The organism is Bacteroidota bacterium (assembly GCA_039111535.1).
Lineage (GTDB): Bacteria > Bacteroidota > Rhodothermia > Rhodothermales > JAHQVL01 > JBCCIM01.
This window is the reverse complement of record JBCCIM010000023.1, coordinates 1-21,085: the sequence shown is the minus strand read 5'-3', so window position 1 is coordinate 21,085 and position 21,085 is coordinate 1. Positions and strand designations below refer to the sequence as shown.

General features: G+C 52.7%; 10 protein-coding genes. 5 read left to right on the top strand and 5 right to left on the bottom strand.

The genetic code is table 11. The features are described from left to right. Window positions 1-232 precede the first annotated feature (232 nt). Together AAF564_05910 and AAF564_05905 are read left to right on the top strand one after the other, a co-directional pair. Complete coding sequence (locus AAF564_05910) at window positions 233-2,695, top strand: TonB-dependent receptor (protein ID MEM8485062.1); 2,463 nt, start codon at window positions 233-235, stop codon at window positions 2,693-2,695. A gap of 44 nt (window positions 2,696-2,739) precedes the next feature. Further along, window positions 2,740-3,579 carry a DUF4249 family protein gene (locus AAF564_05905; GenBank protein ID MEM8485061.1) on the top strand — a complete coding sequence of 280 codons (840 nt, stop codon included), beginning with the start codon at window positions 2,740-2,742 and terminating at the stop codon, window positions 3,577-3,579. A gap of 5 nt (window positions 3,580-3,584) precedes the next feature. Here AAF564_05905 and AAF564_05900 read toward each other — a convergent pair whose 3' ends face one another. The 3 genes from AAF564_05900 to AAF564_05890 all read right to left on the bottom strand — a co-directional run bounded on the left by AAF564_05900 (window position 3,585) and on the right by AAF564_05890 (window position 7,684). Then, entirely contained in the window at window positions 3,585-5,711 is a 2,127-nt protein-coding gene (locus AAF564_05900) for an alpha-galactosidase (protein MEM8485060.1), read from the bottom strand. 209 nt (window positions 5,712-5,920) lie between these two features. Beyond that, window positions 5,921-6,403 carry an NlpC/P60 family protein gene (locus AAF564_05895; GenBank protein ID MEM8485059.1) on the bottom strand — a complete coding sequence of 161 codons (483 nt, stop codon included), beginning with the start codon at window positions 6,401-6,403 and terminating at the stop codon, window positions 5,921-5,923. Between the two features lie 312 nt (window positions 6,404-6,715). Beyond that, window positions 6,716-7,684, bottom strand: coding sequence for a T9SS type A sorting domain-containing protein (locus AAF564_05890; GenBank protein ID MEM8485058.1), 969 nt, complete (start codon window positions 7,682-7,684; stop codon window positions 6,716-6,718). A gap of 354 nt (window positions 7,685-8,038) precedes the next feature. On the opposite strand from AAF564_05890, the gene AAF564_05885 reads away from it, so the two are divergent. Next, a complete protein-coding gene (locus AAF564_05885; protein ID MEM8485057.1) occupies window positions 8,039-9,397 on the top strand; it encodes a Gfo/Idh/MocA family oxidoreductase in 1,359 nt (452 codons plus the stop codon). A 19-nt stretch (window positions 9,398-9,416) separates the two neighbouring features. Further along, the gene (locus AAF564_05880; GenBank protein MEM8485056.1) at window positions 9,417-10,541 is read left to right on the top strand and encodes an aminotransferase class I/II-fold pyridoxal phosphate-dependent enzyme; all 1,125 of its coding nucleotides are present in this window, start codon (window positions 9,417-9,419) and stop codon (window positions 10,539-10,541) included. Window positions 10,542-10,571: 30 nt separating this feature from the next. Here the strand turns inward: AAF564_05880 and AAF564_05875 are convergent, their stop codons facing one another. Then, window positions 10,572-11,810, bottom strand: coding sequence for a flagellin (locus tag AAF564_05875; GenBank protein MEM8485055.1), 1,239 nt, complete (start codon window positions 11,808-11,810; stop codon window positions 10,572-10,574). A 397-nt stretch (window positions 11,811-12,207) separates the two neighbouring features. Between AAF564_05875 and AAF564_05870 the strand changes: the two genes are divergently transcribed. Beyond that, on the top strand, window positions 12,208-19,548 hold the full coding sequence (locus AAF564_05870; protein ID MEM8485054.1) for a T9SS type A sorting domain-containing protein: 7,341 nt from the start codon (window positions 12,208-12,210) through the stop codon (window positions 19,546-19,548). A gap of 6 nt (window positions 19,549-19,554) precedes the next feature. Here AAF564_05870 and AAF564_05865 read toward each other — a convergent pair. Then, the coding region (locus AAF564_05865; GenBank protein ID MEM8485053.1) for a hypothetical protein at window positions 19,555-21,085 on the bottom strand (1,531 nt) is incomplete at its 5' end.

Below are 21,085 nucleotides of genomic sequence, written 5' to 3'. Positions count from 1 at the left end.
GTACGTTTCTGCTGCATATAAAGAATTAACACCGATGATACGCTTCGTTTACATCTGTTACATCCTTTTTAAAACGATGTAACAACATGCCTCCCGCTGCTCCGTTCATACCCTCGCCACCAGATTGCGCCGGCTTGTGCTGGTGCCCTTATGCACATGAGATAGACCCTGAAATACGCATAGGCCATCCAAGTTTAAGAAAAAGGAGACTTGATTTATGAGGGTTCATTTGATGTTTAAACGAAAAGTGTTGCCGGCAACGAACAGAGGTTTGTACCTGGCAGCCATGGTTATATTTTTGGGGTTAGGCCCTTGGGGGCTGGTATCTGAAGCTTACGGACAGAAGACCGTCTCCGGCATTGTACGTGATGCAAATACGGGAGAGACGCTACCCAATGCAAGCGTTCTTGTTGTTGGCACCGCTTTGGGTGCTGCCACCAATGTGGACGGCTTTTTTGTCTTGCTGGGCGTACCCGAAGACAGTGTTGTTATCGGATTCAGATACCTGGGATACAGCCCTGCCGAGTTCAAAATTGACGTGCGCACGCTGAATAGACCCCTTGATGTATTATTGGAGCCGGTGACGGCGTCCTTTGAAGAAGAGGTTGTAGTTACAGCAGAGCGGTACCAGATGATGAAAACCGCTGAAAATGTGAGCCAACTCACCGTTTCACCTAAAGACCTCGCTGTGTTGCCAACGGCCGGCGATGTAGATATCTTCCGCTCTTTGCAGCTCATGCCGGGGATCAGCGGTACGAACGAAGGTTCAGCCGGATTGTTCGTCCGCGGTGGGACACCGGATCAAAATCTGGTCTTACTGGATGGCATGACGGTCTACCACGTGGATCACTTTTATGGTTTCTTCAGTGCCTTTAACGCTGATGCGATCAAAGACGTGCAGGTCTTCAAAGGGGGGTATCCGGCAAAATACGGCGGTCGCACGTCCAGCGTGGTTGATCTTACGGGGCGTACCGGGGCCAATGTGTTTGCCGGCCACGCCAGTGTAAACCTCTTGAGTGCCAATGCTACCATCGAGGCCCCGATTGGGGCAAAAAGTAGCTTGCTGTTGTCAGCGCGCAGGTCGTATACCGATATCCTGGAATCAGGAGTCTACAGCAGTATCTATGAGACCGTAACTGGTGAGGACCTGAATGTCGATCAGACGGGCGGCAACGGACCTTTCGGGCAACAGTCAGCCGCGGTAGAACCCAATTTCTATTTCTACGATGTAAACGCGCGCCTCACGTACCGACCGAGCCGGAAAGATGTATTGGCGCTAAGTTTTTATAACGGAAAAGACCATCTCGATAAGTCACGTGAACTGATTCCGGGAGCCGGCAATTTCGGTGCGGAAGCCAACGTCAGTATCGATAGTGAACTGGCTGATTTCACAGACTGGGGCAACATTGGCGTAAGCACCAAGTGGTCCCGGCAATGGACGCCGCGCTTTTACACCAACGCGCTGGTTGCTTACTCCAACTACTTCAGTGATTATGACCGGAACGGGTTTGTCGAACGGCGTGATGCAGATGCTGATACAGTACTCTTTGCTAACACGTTTAGCACAGTCGAAAACAACGACGTGCAAGACCTGACCTTGAAGCTCGAAAACGAGTGGCGCCTTTCGCAAAACCACAACGTTGAATTTGGCGCGCAGTACACTGCTTCAGATGTGACCTACAACTTCGTCCGGGATGACACGCTCGGCGTATTATCACGCGACCAGCTGGGACGTCAGTTCAGTGCCTATGTGCAAGATACCTGGCGCGTATTCCCCGGTCTCACGGTAACGCCCGGTTTGCGCATGGCCCACTACGATCAGGTAGATCAAACATACCTGGAGCCGCGTCTTGCGATGAAGTTCAATTTGACACCCCGGCTGCATCTCAAAGCAGCGTATGGTGATTATAACCAGTTTGTGGCGCGTGTAGTAAATGAGAACGTGACGGAGGGTGCCCGTGATTTTTGGCTACTCGCTGATGGAGAGGACGTAGGTGTGCAGGGCGCAACCCACTATGTCGCCGGCCTGAGCTACGATGCAGCAAACTGGCTGTTTGATGTCGAAGCCTACTACAAAGACCTATCCGGACTCACCGAGTTTTCCTTGCGATTCCGACCCAGCATACGCGAGATTAGCGCTGATGAGTTGTTCTTTACCGGGGACGGCATTGCGCGCGGGATGGAATTTCTCATTCAAAAGAAAACCGGAAGGTTTACCGGCTGGTTAAGCTATACGCTTGCTGAAGTGGAGCACACCTTTGCTGACCTGAACAACGGCGCGCCTTTTCCCGCCTTGCAAGACCAGGAGCACGAACTCAAACTGGTGAACAGTTTTGAGATTAACGAACAATGGCTTGGTTCGATGACCTGGACCTATGCTTCCGGTAAACCTTACACCGCGCCCGAGTCATTTTATGACATCGAATTGGTAGATGGCTCGGTGCAGAGTTACATCCATGTGAGTGGGAAAAACGATCGCCGGCTGCCGGCCTACCATCGGCTGGACCTGGCTGTGCACTACCTGTTTCCGGTAGGCGAAGCAGCCAAAGGCAAGCTTGGGTTTTCGATTTTCAACCTGTACAACCAGAGCAATACCTGGTACAAAGAATTTGATTTGTCGCAGACTCCTGTAACAGTCACCGATGTCGGATTCCTCGGGTTTACACCCAACCTCTCTTTTCGTGTCGATTTTTGATGGCTTACAATCGTGCAAACCGTTCATCCAAAATTTCTATACCGATGAAAACACTTCGTGTCTTGTGTATTAGCCTGTTTGTATTGGTGGCAATTGGGTGCGACAGTACCGCGCCTGATACAGCGGAAGATTTGCTTGTTGTAGAAGCCTTCCTTTTTGCCGGCGAACCAGTCAACGATGTACGTCTGAAACGCGCCATTCCTTTTGGTAGTGCAGATTCAAGCAGTGTACCGGTAAATGACGCATCGGTTACGCTGATGAAAGCCGGCACAAGCTACCCGCTCACGGCATCCGGTGCAGATGGATTTTATGCCTACGATGGGGAGGATCTGACAATCGAAACAGGGGATACGTTTCTTTTGTCCATCGACTACAATGGCACAACCATCACGGCTACAACGACGGTACCTGGACCACCGCAAAACGTCCAGTTACCCAGTAGTGAAATGCCCGTACCGAATTTTGCCGGCATAGGGTTTGGCGGTGGTGGCGGCAATTTTGATAGCCTGAGTGAGTTCTTCACTGTGACCTGGGATAACCCGGCAGCGAACTATCATTTTGTGGTTGTCACCAGCGACGACCCGGAGGACCCGGACTTTATCCTACCTGATTTTGTGCGCGATTTTATTGGAGATTTTGAAATCATTTCAGAACCTACTACGGCAGATTTCCACGACATCATTCCGGTTACGTTGAGTTGGTTAGGGCCCCATTACGTGACGGTATACCAGATCAACCAGGAGTACGTTGACCTGTATGAAAACCGCGAACAGGACTCACGCGATCTTACTGAGCCTCCATCGAATATTGAAGGCGGCCTGGGTGTATTTACTGCGTTTAATGGGGTAGTTAGCATCTTCGATGTGGTGCGCGAAAGTTTGTAAGCAGATCAGTTATCGGAAGGGGCTTTGATCACGTACCAGCTCATGCCCTGTGCAGGTACAGTCACTTCTAGTTCAATCGAATAGTCGCGCGCCAGGGGTAATACCGATGGACTTGTACCTGCGTGCCCAACAACAGCGCTGTCTGTTAAGCCTGTATAATACAGCGGGACCCTTAGCGTGCGGCTGACTTCTTCTTTGAGTGGGTTAAATACAACGAGCATCCCTTTTTCTTCGAGAAAGGGATTTACGTGCAGCATCCAATCGATATCCCGCCCATCTGCGCGGCGGCCGTGGATGAGATCACTTTCGAGGATGTCACGGTACTGTTTGTACCAGTTCACCCATTTCATTACCATCGCTTTGGTACGCGGGGTGTCGTACAGGCGCGGGCCGCGGTAGGCGGCCTGGACGCCGGCGCCCATGTTGTTGGCTAACATTTGCTCATAATGGGACAGGTGCGTGTCCAGCGGCTCAATCGTAGCAGCCTCGCCGCCGCCGTGGTACTCTGTGAGCGGGACAAACATCCAGCCCATCGAAGGAGTTTTGTCCCATGTCCCATCGTAGATATTCTGTCGCGCGTGAATCACCTGCTGGATGCGGGGGAGGGACCAGTTTGTTTCCCGATAGCCCATTGCCACTTTGGTTGAGCCGACGAGGAAGTACCAGTCGGGCACATTCAGGTAAATACCCTGCGCCCGGCACCACTTGTAGAAATCAGCAATGATCTGCCACTGCACCCAACGCGAGTCGTGTACGCCCTTTTGCAGGGGAGGGCGGGCGGCTGCATCGAGGTCACCCGGGTAAGAGCCGTCGTGTTCGAGGAGGGTGAAGCCGGAGGTGCTGTAAAAGTCATACAGGTTGTCGAAGTATGCTTGTCCCCAGGGGCTCGCGAGCGCCGGGCTGAAGCCATGGGTTTGGCCGCCGGGTTCGCCGGTATCCGGATTGACCGTGTTATCTGAATCTGGTTCAATACGCCGGCTCGATAACAGCGAATACCCACCCAGTTCCACGCCTTTGGATTGGGCATAGCTCGCGTAACGTTTCATTTCTGCCCGATAGGCCGGGTCCTGGTTTTCGATGTCGAACCCGCTGCCAAACGTCAGAATCACCATTTCGAATCCAACTTCAGCTGCCTGGTCAATGGCCTTCTTTACGCTTTCCCAATCTGCAAAACGTACATGCATCATAATCGGGTTTTCGGTAACCCACGGGGCAATGGTCCTGTAGAATTTGCGCTTTGCCAGGCCTTTGCGTTCTCTTTCTGTAGTATCATAAACGAGTATATATGCCCTGAAAGAGGTGAAGGTACTCCCTGCGTTAATGGTTTGATTGGGGCCGTATGTCGGCCGCACTTCTAACAGGGCAGGAGTGGTACGGAGGTAGTTTACCTGGGTGTCGTAGTCTGGATCTTTAACCCAATGCACAGACAGCCGGTTGGCATTCTCCGGACGCATGCCACCAAAGGCGTAATCGGTTTCTACGTGCAGGTTGGGCGTCGGCATGGGCACGCCGCGCGTTTCAACCCAAGATGCCGGCTCCACAGCGGCCAGTATTTCGCTCGTAAACGCGTCGAGGTTGATTGTCGCATCTGCGTTGTTCTGAACCGTGATCCACTTACTGTAGGCCGGGATGCCGTCATATAGCGCGTAGTGCACAGAAACAGTGACCCCTTCCAGCCAAGTTGCGTGCGCTGGCGGTTGATAGTCCATACGCAGCGCCACACCTTTGGGCGGCCACGCAAGATCTTCGTCATGATGCCTGACCCTCTTCCAGCCAAATGGCGCTTCGATGGACCATGTCTCATAGCCTACAAATTGAAATGCAGTGGAATCTGATACCATCGTGTCAATCCAACCAGGCTGAAGGTAAGCATAGTTGGGTTGTCCGGTAAGTCCGCCAATGGCATACCGCACGCTGTCGATCAGGACTACCGCTTCGGGTTTTACGCCCCGCAGGATGGATTCACTGGTAATCAGGTTATCAAACCCAATCGTCGCACCGTTTGGTGCGAGTTTAAAGGTGCGGGCAATGAGTCCGTTTGAGAGGACCACTTTGTCAGCAGATTCATCTGTAGTTATACGTGCCGGGTAAGCGGAATTATCGATGAGCCAATCAGCCGCTGATTGTGCCACTGCTGATTGGTTGATGCACAGGAGCAGGGAAAAACAGCACATCCAGCAATAGCCTGTTAGGATAAGTCTGGATGCGCTGAGTGCTATGGTGTTGGGAGGCAGGTGCGGCAAATTCACGAGCTAAGCTTGCATTTGGGCTAGGTTGTGAGAGGGCAACTTAACCAAATTGCTGCAAAGATCCGATTAGGCCTGATCCCGCTGTGTCGGCATTATCGCCGGTTCCGCAACAGGTAGTCGCGGCCCGACATCACTTTCCGACCAACCCCCAATTGGGTGCGCGTGGTGCGGGGCAAGTCAACACCGTGTTCTCTGAATACGCGTTGCACGAGCCCCGAGCAGTCGAATCGATTGGGGCCAACGGCGCCGTACTTGTAGGCTGCAGGGTCGTATTGCCTGAAGGCGCGCTTCAATGCATCCAGGGATACGTCATGATTTACACGGCGGACGGAGATGAGGCGATAGCGCCAGTAATCAGCATCGAGCCGGCTGATCGTCACGCCTTCTGAAGTAGAGGCGTGAAAGAATTTGCCGTCTTCAAGGTAAATGCCCACGTGCCGGCCTTTGTCGCTGATCCAGAAGAACAGCAAGTCACCCGGCTGGATGTCGTCATCCGGCATTGGAGCTGCAATTAGCGGTTGTGTAAAAAAGAGGAGGGCAAGGGTAAGCGTCGCTTTTATAGTAGCATTCTGCATGGCAGTGTCACGGTTGGCGAGGGGATGAACAAGAAGTGCGCCCTTGTTATGGAAAGGAGAAAGCAGAAATTGCGCCACACCTTAAATACAGTCAAAACAGCCCGTATTGCGATGCTGTGGGCCCCTTTGCTGGACTAATCTTGAGACAGCCTGTATATCGGAGACGCCGGTTTGTGGGATCTGGCTGTTGATTGGCGGCGAAAGCGCCAAAATAAACCAAGCGGCATTTGGCGCTCGAGAATCGACATTCATAAAAAAGGCCAGGCTGACGCATCGTCAGCCTGGCCTTTCGTGTTCCGTTATTACCTGTATTTAGCGCACCAGCGTCATGCGGCGCGTTTGCGCAAACGAGGTGCCAGCGGTTAGGCGGTAGATGTACATGCCTGTTGGCAGGTTGGTGGCATCAAAAGAAACGGTGTGCTGTCCGGACTGCAGCTGTGCCCCGTCGATCAACGTAGCAACACGCTGGCCCAGGAGGTTGAACACGGAGAGATTCACCGTTTCCGCCTGTGGCATATTAAACGTGATGGCAGTTGATGGATTGAAGGGGTTGGGGTAGTTCTGCATGAGCGCGAAGTCCGTTGGGATGCCGGCTTCTTCGATGTCCGTTGACAGCGCACCCTGGGTAAACACCCAGTAATCTGTCAGGAAGTTGGCATCCGTACCGGTGCCAATAATTGCGATCACAACGTTGACCAGTTGCCCGTTGCCGCCCGCAGAGGTTGGCGTTGGATCGAAGGCCGCGTTGCCCCCGGTATGAAACGAATTGTCATCAAACAACTCCGAAAACGGGATTTCAACCAACTGCCAGCCACCACCACTCACAGCACAAGGGCCGTTAGGGCCAACGACGCAGTTGAACTGGTATTCATCGTCATCGGCAGACGGGTTGGGGATGTCGTCATCGCCGTTGTCATCATCCTGGAAGTTGATTTCGAGCGTATAGCTTTGGTCGGCTGCCGGGTTGATCCAGAAATTGAAATGGTCCACATTGCTAAGGTCCACCGGGTTGGTACGTCCAAACCCGCCAATGAAGCCGGCTGCACCGCCAAAGCCAACGCTAAGCGCAGCTGCGCCACCGTTGTCAGCAGGGAGGTCCATGTCTTCGATGGCATACCCGCCACCGCCAATGTCACTGCCAAAGGCAAACCAGCCATTGTTGTCTGGATCTGCATGCTCCATGTCATCAAAGACTACATCCTGTGCGGTGGCTAATTGAGAAACCAGCCCCGGCATCAAAAGCAGTGAAAGTGCAAAACATAGTAGCTTGTTCAAACGCATAATGTTTAATCGTTTTTAGGAGGGAGATTAAATGTCAGCAGGCATGGATGAGGTGGTGTAGCCATTCCTTTTTTTGAAAACCTTTTCAGGAATTTATGAAACCGTTTTCAAAAATCAAAAAATCAGTTGCCCAAATTGCTTGCAGTAGGGGCAGGAGCGAATGCGATCTGCACGGAGACCGGTATTAAAACCCACTTTGTTGAGGTTTTTTCTTCTGTTGCTGATAGGTCGATTTTGGTGAGTTATCCCCTCAATTTGTAGTATTTCTGTTTATATTGGCGTGCCTGGCACAATCAGCCACATACCACAACTTGATGTCCACCGCATTTGGGAAATTTTGATTGAGGAATCATTATGCACAGCAACAAAAATGTGTCGCGTAGGGAATTTTTGGCAACAAGTAGCGCAGCTGTTGCAGGAACTGCTGTAGGGCCGGGGATTGCTTTTGGGGCAAAAAAGGCAAAGATGAAAGTAGCCCTGGTAGGCACGGGCATCCGCGGCACTACCATGTGGGGACGTTCTGTGGCGCGTGAATACGCTGACGAAGTGGAATTTGTAGGGCTGTGCGACAACAACCCGGGCCGGCTGGCCTATGGCAAGGCGTATATCGGCGTGGACTGTAAAACGTATACAGATTTTGATCTGATGCTGCGTGAAGGCAAACCCGACATGGTGATTGTAACCACCGTCGATTCCACCCATCACGAGTTCATCGTTAAAGCGATGGACTTTGGCTGTGACGTGATTTCGGAAAAGCCGATGACCACAGACGAGCAGAAATGCCAGGCGATTATCGATAAACAAGCGGAGACGGGTAAAAATCTCACCGTTACGTTCAACTATCGCTACTCGCCGCACCGTCAAAAAATGAAAGAGTTGCTCATGCAAGGTGAAATCGGGCGAGTAACTTCGGTCGATTTTCACTGGTATTTGGATGTATACCACGGGGCGGATTACTTCCGCCGGTGGCATGGCAAAGAAAAGTTTGGCGGCTCGCTATGGGTGCACAAAGCAGCCCATCATTTTGACCTGCTAAACTGGTGGCTCGATTCAGAACCTACGCAAGTGTTTGCGCACGGTGGCCTGGAGTTTTACGGCAGCAACAATGATTTCCGGCATACAAACTGCCGTAGCTGTCCCCACAAGCAATCTTGTGATTTTCATTGGGATATCACCAAAAATGAGACCCTGAAGAAGCTCTACGTAGACCACGAACATCACGACGGATACCTGCGCGATGGATGCGTGTGGTCGGATGAAATTGACATCTACGACAAAATGGGTGCGCAAATTAAGTACGCGAACGATGTGCAGGTCTCTTATTCCTGTACCACCTACTCGCCTTATGAAGGGTACCGCATTGCGTTTAATGGCACCAAGGGCCGGCTTGAAGCCTGGGTTCAGGAACGCCAACCCTGGCCGAGAGAGGCTTACGACGAGCTCCGTCTAACAGATAATTTTGGCTACACCCAATTGATCCAGGTACCGCATGGGGGCGGCGGACACGGTGGAGGAGATACGCGTTTGAAAGACAAAATCTTTGTAAACCCGGATGCGCCCGACCCATACCGCCAGTCAGCCGGCTTTCGCGACGGCGCAATGTCTAGTCTAGTAGGTATCGCTGCCCGTAAAAGCATCAAGGAAAACCGATTGGTTAAAATTTCTGAGCTGACCACGCTCGAGCCTGTAGCTGTGCGTTCGTCAATCGGCTAAATATCCCGGAGCCTTGCCCATGACCTTTAAGCCTTTTACGCTGGAGCAATTTCTGTCAGAAAACGAGCAGTTTGTTGACTACAACTACTCGGAAAGCGGCGTACATCCGGTGAAACTGGCTGAGTTGCTTGAAATGGCAGGGCTCGGATTTGGTGATCTTGCGGATGTACCAATTAACTATCCCGAGGTAAATGGCGCCGAGGCATTGCGAGAAAAAATTGCTGCGCTTTATCCTGATGCAACAGCTGAAAATGTACTGGTAACTGTTGGTGCTTCCGAGGCAAATTTGCTGGCGGCTACAACGTTGCTTGCACCCGGCGATGACGTGCTGGCGTTGCGACCCACCTATTTGCAGTTTGGCGGCATGGCAGCCAATATCGGCGTACACGTGCATCACCTTGCATTGGACGAAGCAGAAGGATGGCGTCTGGATGTTGGAGAACTGGAGGATCGGGTCAGCGACAACACGCGGGTGATTTCCATTGTGAATCCGAATAATCCAACGGGATCAATGCTAACGGCTTCTGAAATTGAGGCGCTCATTCGGGTTGCTGACCGGGTGGGAGCCTGGATTTTGGCAGATGAAGTCTACGCCGGCACCGAACACGATGGCGCACCCGAAACGGAAACGCTTTACGGTAAATATGACCGCGTCATTGCTGTCAACAGTATGAGCAAGGCTTACGGGTTACCCGGGCTGCGTGTCGGGTGGATGGTTGGACCCAGCGATACTATTGAAGCGTTGTGGCGCCGGCACGAGTACGCCGTGGTGAGCACCACGATGCTTTCAAACATACTGGCCAGCGCTGCCCTTGATGTCCGATCTGCACTGATCAACCGAACGCGTGCGCTCATCCAAACCGGATTTGCGACCCTCAACAGGTACTTGCGTGTCCATCCCGGTGTCTTTGAGATGGCGCCGCCACGGGCATCAGCGCTTTCTTTTGTGCGTTATAATCTTCCGGTCAATTCAACCCGGTTTGCCGCGCGGTTGCGGCAGGAAAAGAGTGTGCTGATGGTACCGGGTGATTGTTTTGGCATGGATCATCACTTGCGGATCAGCTCAGCATTACCACTGCCATACCTGGAGGCCGGCCTGTCGCGGTTCAATGAATTGGTGGCATCTTACCTCGATGCGCCGTAGCAGCTACGCCGCGTCTGCCGGGCGGTTGTGCTAGAGGAGTTGTAACACGAGGTTGTTGTCCGAAACAGCCTGAGACAGCGACGATGCGCCTGTGTTTTGCAGTATTTCCAGTTTGGCCAGTTCGATTTGTTCTTTGGCAAAGTCAGCATCCATGATTCTACTTTTTGCCTGAGAAGCGTTGATTCGCTTCGTGCTCAGAAATTCGCTTTTGAGTGTCAACATTTGCTGGTATTCGCCAATGGCCTGTATTTCTGTATTCAGGGTTTCGAGCGCTGATTCAACACTGCCCATGAGAGATCGTGCAGCGGCGGCTGTTGATACAGTGAGTTGGGCAGCAGAAAATGTCAGCTCATCAGCCAGCGTTGGCGGGGGGATAACAACCGATGTGCCCTGCACATGGAAGTCCTCGGGAGAGCCGGCGGGCGGGGTCCCGAATTGGTTGGGTGTGATGACAAGGTCACCGCTTTCATAGCCGGCGCTGATGCCCTCTATGGTGGTTTCCGTGCCCTCAAGGTTTACCACCGTATCGCTGTCAAAATCTACTTCAGCCAGCAATTGATCCGAGTTTTCCGGCGTAAATGCGGTCAGGCCTCCCCAACTGCTCCAGTACCATTGTCCACCCTGGTTTACTACGGCAACCAGATTTTCTGCTGTATTAAATCCGGGGTTAGCGCCAAAGCGCGTGAAAATATCTGTCTCGGTATACATGATATACCCGGTGCCCGAAAGTGCGTCCCATGACGCAATGCCGTCATTCAACGTACCCAGGCTCAATGTTTCTGCCTGTTCGTCGCTGTTCTCCACAACAAATGACTCGCTTGCTTCTTCACCTACTTGAAAGGTAAACGCTGATGAAGTATTGAGCGATACATCACCATAAGAAGCCGTGGTGAGCGTCGTGGTAATCTCCGCTGCAAGCGACTGCAGCTGCCGGGTAACGAGATCTCGGGCTTGGGAGTCGAGGGTATCGTTTGCCGCCTGGGTTGCCTTCTCCTGCATGGTAATCAGGATTTCCTGGACGCTGGTAAGGTTTTGCTCTTTAATGTTAAGCAGACTTTTGGCATCCTCAATATTTGCGAGCGCCTGGGCCTGGCCCCTGATGCGAGATTCCAGTCGTGCAGCAATGCTGATGCCGGCAGCGTCTTCTTCAGCCCGGTTAATAGCATTACCTGTCGACAGGCGTTGTTGTCGGGTGCTTATCTGATGATTGTTTGAGGAGAATGCGTACAGCATTTCCAGGCTCCGGGAGTAGCCGCCAACCTCAATCATGGTCTGTAGAGAGTTTATTCTAAAAATACAGGCTGCGGACAAGCCATGGGGCCGGCTGGCAGATGGAATGCCGTTGTGTGTAAGAGGGACCGGCGACGCTTGACAGGAGCGCAGTTATAGAGCTTTTCAGAGTCATCGGCCACGCATCCGAAAAAATTAGTCGCGTGGATTTTTTTTGCCACGACACATCCAGCTACCAGCGCAAGGATAGATTTTATGCTTATCCAGGCAGGTTTCAGGGCGATACACCTACCAAACGTGCAAACGATGATTTGCCCGCCACCACAGTACCCTCCACACCTCAACCTGTAACACGCGGCATCCAGGTACGCGCCATCTCGTACCTGCTATCACCGAATAATTCAGCGCGATATGTCGCGCTTTTATTACCACACGTATGCGAGTATCCACTGTACTAGCCGGCACGCTCTGTCTGGCCCTGTTGGGCATCCTGTATCTGGCTCTTCCCGAACATCCACCCGCCGTTCCGGAAGCGCCCACCAATACCCCGGAATCACGCTCCCGCTGGGAGTTTGAACGCACAAAAGATCCTGCGACCGGCGCTTTGCCTCCAAACATCAAACAAAAGGAGCTCGTTTTTTCGCGCGCAATGGCCCGGCAGACACAATCATTGGCCAAACGTGCGCCGGCCGTCTGGACGCAGGCCGGACCGGATACACTGGGGGGCCGTACCCGCGCCCTTGCCGTTGACGCCACAGATGCCAACACACTTATAGCTGGGGCTGTATCAGGCGGTATCTGGAAGTCTACCAATGGCGGTACAAGCTGGACACAAACCCTGACGCCAACGCAACTACTGAGCGTGACCTCAATTGTGCAGGATACGCGTGTCGGCAATACAGATACCTGGTATGCTGGCACCGGCGAACTCTCGGGCAACAGTGCTTCCGCAAGCGGGGCCTATTTTTATGGAGACGGGATTTACAAATCGACGGATGGGGGAGACTCGTGGACGCTGCTTGCCAGTACCTCGACAGGCCGGCCGGAGTCTTTTGACCAGGAAATGGACTTCATCTGGCGTGTCGTCACAGATGCCTCCAACCTTGCGCAAGATGAAGTATATGCCGCTACGTATGGCGGGATTTACCGCAGCGTGGACGGCGGTACTTCGTGGACCGAGGTGTTATCCAGTTCGGGTGCGTTGTATGCGGATGTTGTGATTTCTTCTACGGGTGTACTTTACGCAGCACTAACCGGTACAAACGCCGGCATCTGGCGATCAACGGATGGGATAACCTGGAGCAACATCAAGCCGGTGGGCTGGGCCGTTGGCTCGTCGCGTACAGCGCTTGCGCTTGCGCCTTCCAATGAAGATGTGCTCTACACAATTACCAATACTCCCGGTGCGGGCACCTACGACCACTCCCTCTGGAAGTATACCCATTCGACAACTACATGGGTGAACCGTTCTGCCAATATTCCGGGTTTCGGCTCGTTTTCCAATGGCGTCTTTGATTCTCAGAGTGGTTATGATCTGCTTATTGCTGTCAAACCCGATGACGAACACACGGTTTTTATTGGCGGCACCTCGCTCTATCGTTCCCGGGATGGTTTTCAAACCACAAGTACCGATTGGATTGGGGGCTACTCGGGGGCAACTGACGACTGGTCTGGACCACATCATGCTGATCAGCATATCCTTGTTTTCTCGCCAACAGACCCTGATATCATGTACTCAGGCAGTGATGGCGGTATCCATCGTACAGCCAACAATCTGGCTGCGGAAGTATCCTGGACCTCGCTAAATCGGGGTTACCTGAGCGGCCAGTTTTACTCCGTTGCAGTGGACCACACGTCTGAAGCCAATATGGCATTGCTGGGCGGGACGCAGGACAACGGGACCTGGTTTGTGGACGACCCGGATGCCTCAACGCTTGGAGAGCAAATTTGGAGTGGAGATGGGGCCTTTGTGTCTTTGCTGGATGATGGTGACCTCCGGTATGCCTCGTTTCAGAACGGGCAGATTTATCGCCTTACGTACAACACTTCCAATCAGTTGACATCGTGGGCACTCGTCTCCACAAGCTTGATTTCTAGTTACCTGTTTATCCATCCGTTTGTGCTGGATCCGAATGATAGCGAGATTATGTATTTGCCGGGAACGCAGCGCATCTACCGGAACACGAGCCTGTCTAGCATCCCCAATTATCAAGGCTCAACACACACCATCGGGTGGCAAACGCTGTCCAATTCAACAACGAGTGGGGGCGGGGTGATCAGCGCAGTGGTTGCATCGGAGTCCAACCCCGATCACCGGGTGTATTACGGCACGTCGGTTGGCAAGGTGTATCGACTTGACAATGCGGACACAGGTGATCCTGCTGCCGTAGATATTACGTCGGGTCTTTTTCCGGGCAGTGCCTATGTAAATAGCATTGCGGTGCATCCAGAAAACGCGGATGAAGTGGTTGTAGTATTCTCCAACTACTCGGTAAAAAGTGTTTTTCATTCTGATGACGCCGGCGCATCCTGGACCGACATCAGTGGTTCGCTGGAGGAGAATGTAGACGGCAGCGGGAGTGGCCCTTCTGTACGGTGGATCAAAATTGGGAAAATCTCTGATGCTGAGTCACAGTATTTTGCAGGCACCAGCACCGGGTTGTATGCAACAACTACCCTCAATGGCATCTCTACCGTGTGGACGCAGGAAGGGCCCACGGATATAGGCAATGTGATTGTCGATATGATCGACATCCGCAATAGCGATGGATATGTGGCGATTGGCACACACGGAAACGGCTACTACACCTCGACGCTGGATAGACCGGAGCCGCTGGTTGCGCCCGGTGGTGTGGATACTGACCTGCAATTATGGCTAAAGGCAGATGCCGGCACTACAACGAGCGGCAGCAGTGTGACTGACTGGGCTGATCAGAGCAGTAACAGCAACGATGCTTCCCAGGGTACAACTGCGCAACAGCCGACATTAACGAGTGGTACGCTCAATTACCATCCGGGTATCACGTTTGATAAAACCCAGCCGCAGTACTTTTCGCTGGATCCCGCCCTTTTGCCCGGGACAACCAATCCACGTAGCTACCTGTTTGTAGCCATACCCGATAATGAAAGCGAACTGTCGATTATGAATCACGGGACAGATGCTGTGGGCAGGCGAATTGGCTTTACGTTTAATGAGTCGACGATGAAGATTGGGGTGAACAATCACACGTACGGGACAAATACATCACCACTTTCAGATGGACAGCCCACGCTGGCCAGTTTCACATTGCCGGATGCAGCCCAATCCAATGAGTGGCAGATGTATCTCAACGGCACCGAAATCACTGGCCTGAGCACGCTAGGAGGAAGTCCGCGTGTGATGAATACTACGGCTTCGTTTGCCTATGTGGGACAAAGCAGTTCCGGAGCCGGCTTTGATGGGGACATACTTGAGGTTGTTGCTTACGAGCAGGAATTGTCCACCGTTAGCCTGAACAAGGTGGAAAGCTATCTTGCACTCAAATACGGCCTGATGCTGGGGCACGACTACCTGGCCAGCGATGGGTCTACGATATGGGATGCTACAGCAAACGCGTCGTATCACAACGACGTGGCTGGTATAGGTCGCGACGACGGATCTGCGCTCGACCAAAAACAGGCAACCAGCGCAAGTGGGGGAATTGTTGAAATAGGACTTGGGACGCTGGCAGCCGAAAATGCATCCAATGCAAATACCTTCGATGCAGATTTGACGTTTATGGCCTGGGGCCACGACAATGCCGGCACGGGAGTGTCTACTGCATTTGCCGGCACAGCCACCAACACACGGATGACGCGTGTCTGGAATGTCGCCGAGACAGGCACCGTAGGGACCGTTGAAATCCAAATCCCTGACACCTACGGGGTAACCCATCTTATTGTCAGCAGCAGCAGCGCGTTTACTTCACCAACAGAAACAGCCCTGACTGATAACGGAGACGGTACGCTGAGCACAACGGTAGATTTTGCCAATGGTGCGTTTTTTAGCTTTAGCGCTGATCTGGTAATGCCGGGTGGCGTGAATGCCAATCTGGAATTATGGCTTAAAGCAGATGCCGGCGTGTCGCTGGCATCTGGCAACGTGGCTACATGGGCTGACCAGAGTAGCAAAAGCAATGACGCTTCTGCTGGTGCCGGCACAATTACACAGAACAGCGCCGGGGTGAACTACAACCCTTCGCTGGAATGGAATGCATCAACAGAGTATCTGCAAGGTACGCAGGGCCTGAACATGGATGACGACAACACAATCACCATCTTTGCAGTGCTTGTTGATGAAGGGTCAGCCGATTTCGAATCTGTTTTCAATTTATCGGGGCAGGGGGCAGAGCATCGGATTGAGCGTGGCAATGCCAGCGCTGCGTGGGGTGCTTTCGACAACAGCTTTGCCAGTAACTTGCTTGCTTACTCACCAGGAACGGCGGCGGATGCAGCCAATTGGTCACTGGTTACGGCCAATTACACGGGCACACAGTATACCACATACCTGAATGCGGTTGCGGGAACGCCTGTTGTGACATCGCAAGGCATAGACACAGATGGTGGTGGGGCGTATTCCATCGGGGAGGCCTATGTAGCCAACCATGCCGGCGGGAGCTTTGAACTCAGCGAATTGCTGGTTTACAGCGACGATGTTTCTGCCAATTTGGGGCCGATCGAATCCTATCTGGCGATTAAGTACGGGCTCACCATCAATCGGAATTATGTTGCCTCCGACGCTACGGTCCTTTGGAATGCCTCAACAAATGCGGCGTATCACAACGATGTTTTTGGTATCGCCCGGGATGATGCCTCCGATCTTAACCAGAAGCAGTCGGGAGCGGATATCCTTGCGGTAGCGCTGGGGGCCATGGCTGCGGACAATGCCGCCAATGGCAATGCATTCAGTGCCGACGTGACAGCGCTGGTGCTCGGACACGACGGGGGTAGCCTGACGGAAACACCGGTCACCATCAGTTCAACAGCCGGCCAACAGTTGGGGCGTACCTGGCTGGCTACAGAAACAGGCGCAACGGGTACACTCGAATTACAATTTGATCTGACGGGCGTGTCTGTAACCGGCACAAGTGCACAGGACTTTTATCTCGTGCTGGATACAGACACCGATCCCTCAAATGGGTCGCGGCAGTTGATTCGGGCGTCAAGTTTTGCGTCGGATGTTGCCACATTTACCAGTGTTGATGTTGAAGATGGCGACTACCTGATGTTGCTTACCGACTACGTAGCCGGCACCACGGATGCACCGCTTGCTGATGGGCAAGCAGCCGCCGGCGTGCTCGGACAGCCCGGTTTGGGGTCTGGTGGTGCGAATAACGGCGGTGTGTCAGCTTCTACAACCGATGGTCCTTCTTTTCTTGCTATAGGACCAACCGGGAAATTGTTTGTATCCGATACCGACAACAACCGTATTCTGCGTTGGTCCTCCGCCAGCGCTGCTTCTAATGGGAGCGCAGCTGAAGCTGTACTCGGTCAGGCAAACTTTACGGCTTCATCTTCAAACAGGGGCGGTACCGTAGCAGCCAATACCCTCTACGAGCCCCACGGTCTCTTTGTGTCCACTACTGGTGCCTTGTATGTTGCAGATTCTCGCAACAACCGTATCCTCCGGTTTGATAATGCAGAGAATGCGGGCAACGGGGTGGCAGCAGATGCCGTGTTGGGACAGGCTGATTTTGTATCGAATGATGCAAACCGCTCTGGGAGTCCGGCTGCCAACACTTTGCGCTGGCCAATGGATCTTTATGTAGATGGCAGTGGCGCTTTGTGGGCATCAGACTGGCTCAATCACCGGGTGCTGCGGTATGATAATGTGGCCGCGAAGGCAAACGGAGCAGCCGCAGATGGTGTGTTGGGGCAAGCAGGGTTTACAAGCAACAGCAGGATGTGGAAAGACAATACGGATGGCGATTCGTTTGTATACCCGTCGGGTGTTTGTGTAGATCAGAATGGTGTACTCTGGGTTGCTGATTCTGGCAACAGTCGCGTGCTGCGTTTTGATGCAGCGGCCGGCAAAGCCAATGGTGCTGCCGCTGACGGTGTGCTTGGGCAGCCCGACTTCACGTCCTGGCGCACTATCCGGGGTACGGGTACGGCTGCCAATACATTGCAGTGGCCTGATGCCGGCCTCGATGTAGACAACAATGGTCGGCTTTGGGTAGCTGATCGCTGGGGTGACCGCGTTGTCTGGTTTCACAATGCGGCCAGTAAAGCCAATGGTGCAGATGCAGACGGGATCATTGGGCAACCCGGATTTACCACCCGCGACGGCGTTGTTGATAACAACTCTTTTAATGGGGCCAACGATGTACTCGTCGATGAAAGCAATGATTACGTATGGGTTGCCGACAATAACCACAACCGGGTATTGCGGTTTGATGGTACTGATCTGGCACTGGGTAAAATTAACACCCTTGCCGTATCACACATGCTCGACTTCTGGTTGATGGCTTCGGCGGATGTATATGCTGATCCTGAGGTGTCCACGACCGCCCATGCAGCAGATCCTGTGCACGTATGGCTGGACCAGAGCCGGCATGGGTTTACCGCACTTGCTGACACACCGCCGGTGTTTGTTGAGAATGCCGTTAATGGATACCCCGCGATTCAATTTGATAGCGACGATGCCCGGATGCGTATTGAAGGCGGGATTTTTGGTGAGCAGGATCTGAGCAGCGCTACGGTTTGGGCCGTTATCGCTGGAGACGAAGGCCGAGCAGATGACACCTTCGCACTTGAGGTTATGTCGAGTGCTGGGAGCAGCATCAATACCGATGGCCCCCCAGATGCCGGTGAGTCCACCGCTGCATCTGCTGGTGGCGAGACCCTGTTGCTTGGTGACATTGCGTTGACAACAGGGATGGTAGCAGAATTAATGGCTACTTATCAAACGCCTTCAGAAGCGGAGTCTGGTATGGTTGCAACGTACCTTGCTTTGAAATACAGCCTTCCTTTTACAAAGTCTTATGTCAGTACAACGGGCGACACGCTTTGGGACCGGGCGCTGCATCCCGATTTTGCTACAGGTATTGCTGGAATCGGACGTGATGATGCATTTGGTTTGCTACAGACCCGTGCAAAAGCAGCCGGCGTTGAGCAGGTGTTGACGGTCACCAGGCCGGTGGCTGAAGAAGCTATGGCGTTTGAGGATAACAACAGCTATACGCTCTGGGGGCACAACGATGAATCGCTGGCGATCAACCTGCCAACGGACGTGTTCAAAGCGCCGTATCAAATGAACCGTGTCTGGTTCATCCAAGAAACAGGCAACGTCGATTCGTTAAACGTTATACTGCCTGCTGGCACACGCGCTGAGTATCTTCTGATTGATCATACGCCTGCCTTCGCTGATCCAGAACTGGTTGCGCTATCGTATGGCAAGGACGCTGCCTACCTGGAAGCATTCCTCGATGTTGATGAAGCGGCATACATAACCTTTGGTGCGCGCACGGCTTATGAAGGATTCAATGCACTACCCAATGAACTCACCCTCTATCAGAACTACCCTAATCCGTTTAACCCGGTTACGAACATACAATTTGATTTACCGGTTGCAGCACCGGCAACGCTGGTACTCTACGATGTGTTGGGCCGGCAAGTAGACGTACTGGTCGACGAAGAAATGCAGGCCGGAACGCACAGTATTACTTTTGATGCGGCAGGACTGGCATCGGGTGTGTACTTCTATCGCTTGCACGTGCAAGGGGAGGTAAGGACAAAGAAAATGCTGCTTGCCAAGTAACTGGAATCAGATCTCGGCTTCGAGTTCGTCGAGGATTTCGTCCAACTTGAACCTCGGGACCGGCAGTTTGCGTTGCTTGCGGAAGTTTTGCAACCACCGCATGCGCTTGATGACGTCTTGCGGTGTTCTGATGGTGTTATCGTTGATAACCTCGCCAAAGAATTTTGCACAGGCGTTGGCGGTGAAGGTGTGATCGATTGGCCGGTTGTATTTTTTTGCAAAGAGCACGTTGGTCTGGCTCATTGCGCGCTGCAGCTTGTTCCTCAGGTCGTCGAGTGTATCCCGGTAGGTTCGGGGCCTTGGGCCGGCAGTGATCTGCTGCATGTTGTGGAAATTGAAAATCGGTTTGGCCGGCTCTGGTGGTTGCTCCACTTCAGGGAAGAGGCTCATCGTTTCGCCCGGCTTGATGCTAACGTTTTCAATTTTATAAAGCTCAGGCGTAAATGTAGCTTCTTTTACAGTGACCTCTTCCAGTTCTTTTTCTTCCCTTTCACCGATGCCGCGGTCGCTACATTCTTTCATGTAGATGAGGAAGTTGCGCATGCGTACGTCGCTCGGCGCAATAACCTCTGCCAGTTGCTTTTTTAGTGGAATAGTAGAAGCCGGCAGGGTGCGAATAATACGCCCGGAGGTCTGCTCCAAATCCAGAAAGGCCCGGTAGTGCGAAGCGCATACCCAGTACATGAGCCACTTGTAGCTATACCCTACATAGGCCATCTTCACCGTGACCAGAATATCGTAGCCACCCTGCTTGAAGTCTTCCAGGTTGTTCTTGGCTTTTGCACCGTCGTCTGATACCGCAATCAGCGACTTCAGGCGTGGGTACTTCTCCAGGAGATATCTGTGTATTTTGCGTGCATGAGCCTGGTCCACAGCGGTAATCAGTTCGCACAAACGCTGATCGATGTTTTGTTTGCCTTCAAGCAAACGCTCAACGCCTTTATCGACCAGTGCCTGCCAGACTTCCGGGTGTTTGACGGCCTTTTTAATCGAGCCGTCTTCATATTCAATGTTGACCTGCTCAGTGCGGTCTGAAAACACTTTGGAGTAACTTACGTCAACCAGGTTGTACCAGAACTTGCGCAAGTAACCATCTCGTACGCCATCTGTGTAGCGCGCTAAAACATCGGGGACGAGGTACAGTTTTTTCTCACCGTTATCGCCGGTGCGTTCTTCATAGGTGATGTATTTGGGCAGGATTTTCTTGCGATCTGTTCGCACCTCTGTGCCTGTCATGATAATGACAAACTCGGCATATTCAACCAACTGCTCGATGAGTTTTGCTGATTGGGTGCCCTGACCGCCTTCCGTTTCCTGTCCAAGTTGGTGGGCTTCATCCAGTATCAGGGCGAAGCGTCCACATTTGAATTGATTAAAATGGATCTGCGGGTTTTTACACAGACTGCTGTAGGTTGTCACCGCGCCAAATTGTGTCCGAATACGCGGTGAAATCAACGGAAACTCGTTTTCAACTTCTAGGAAGTCAACTACGAGATGGTCCGTGAACGCACCATTGATGCAGGGGAATTTAATGTCG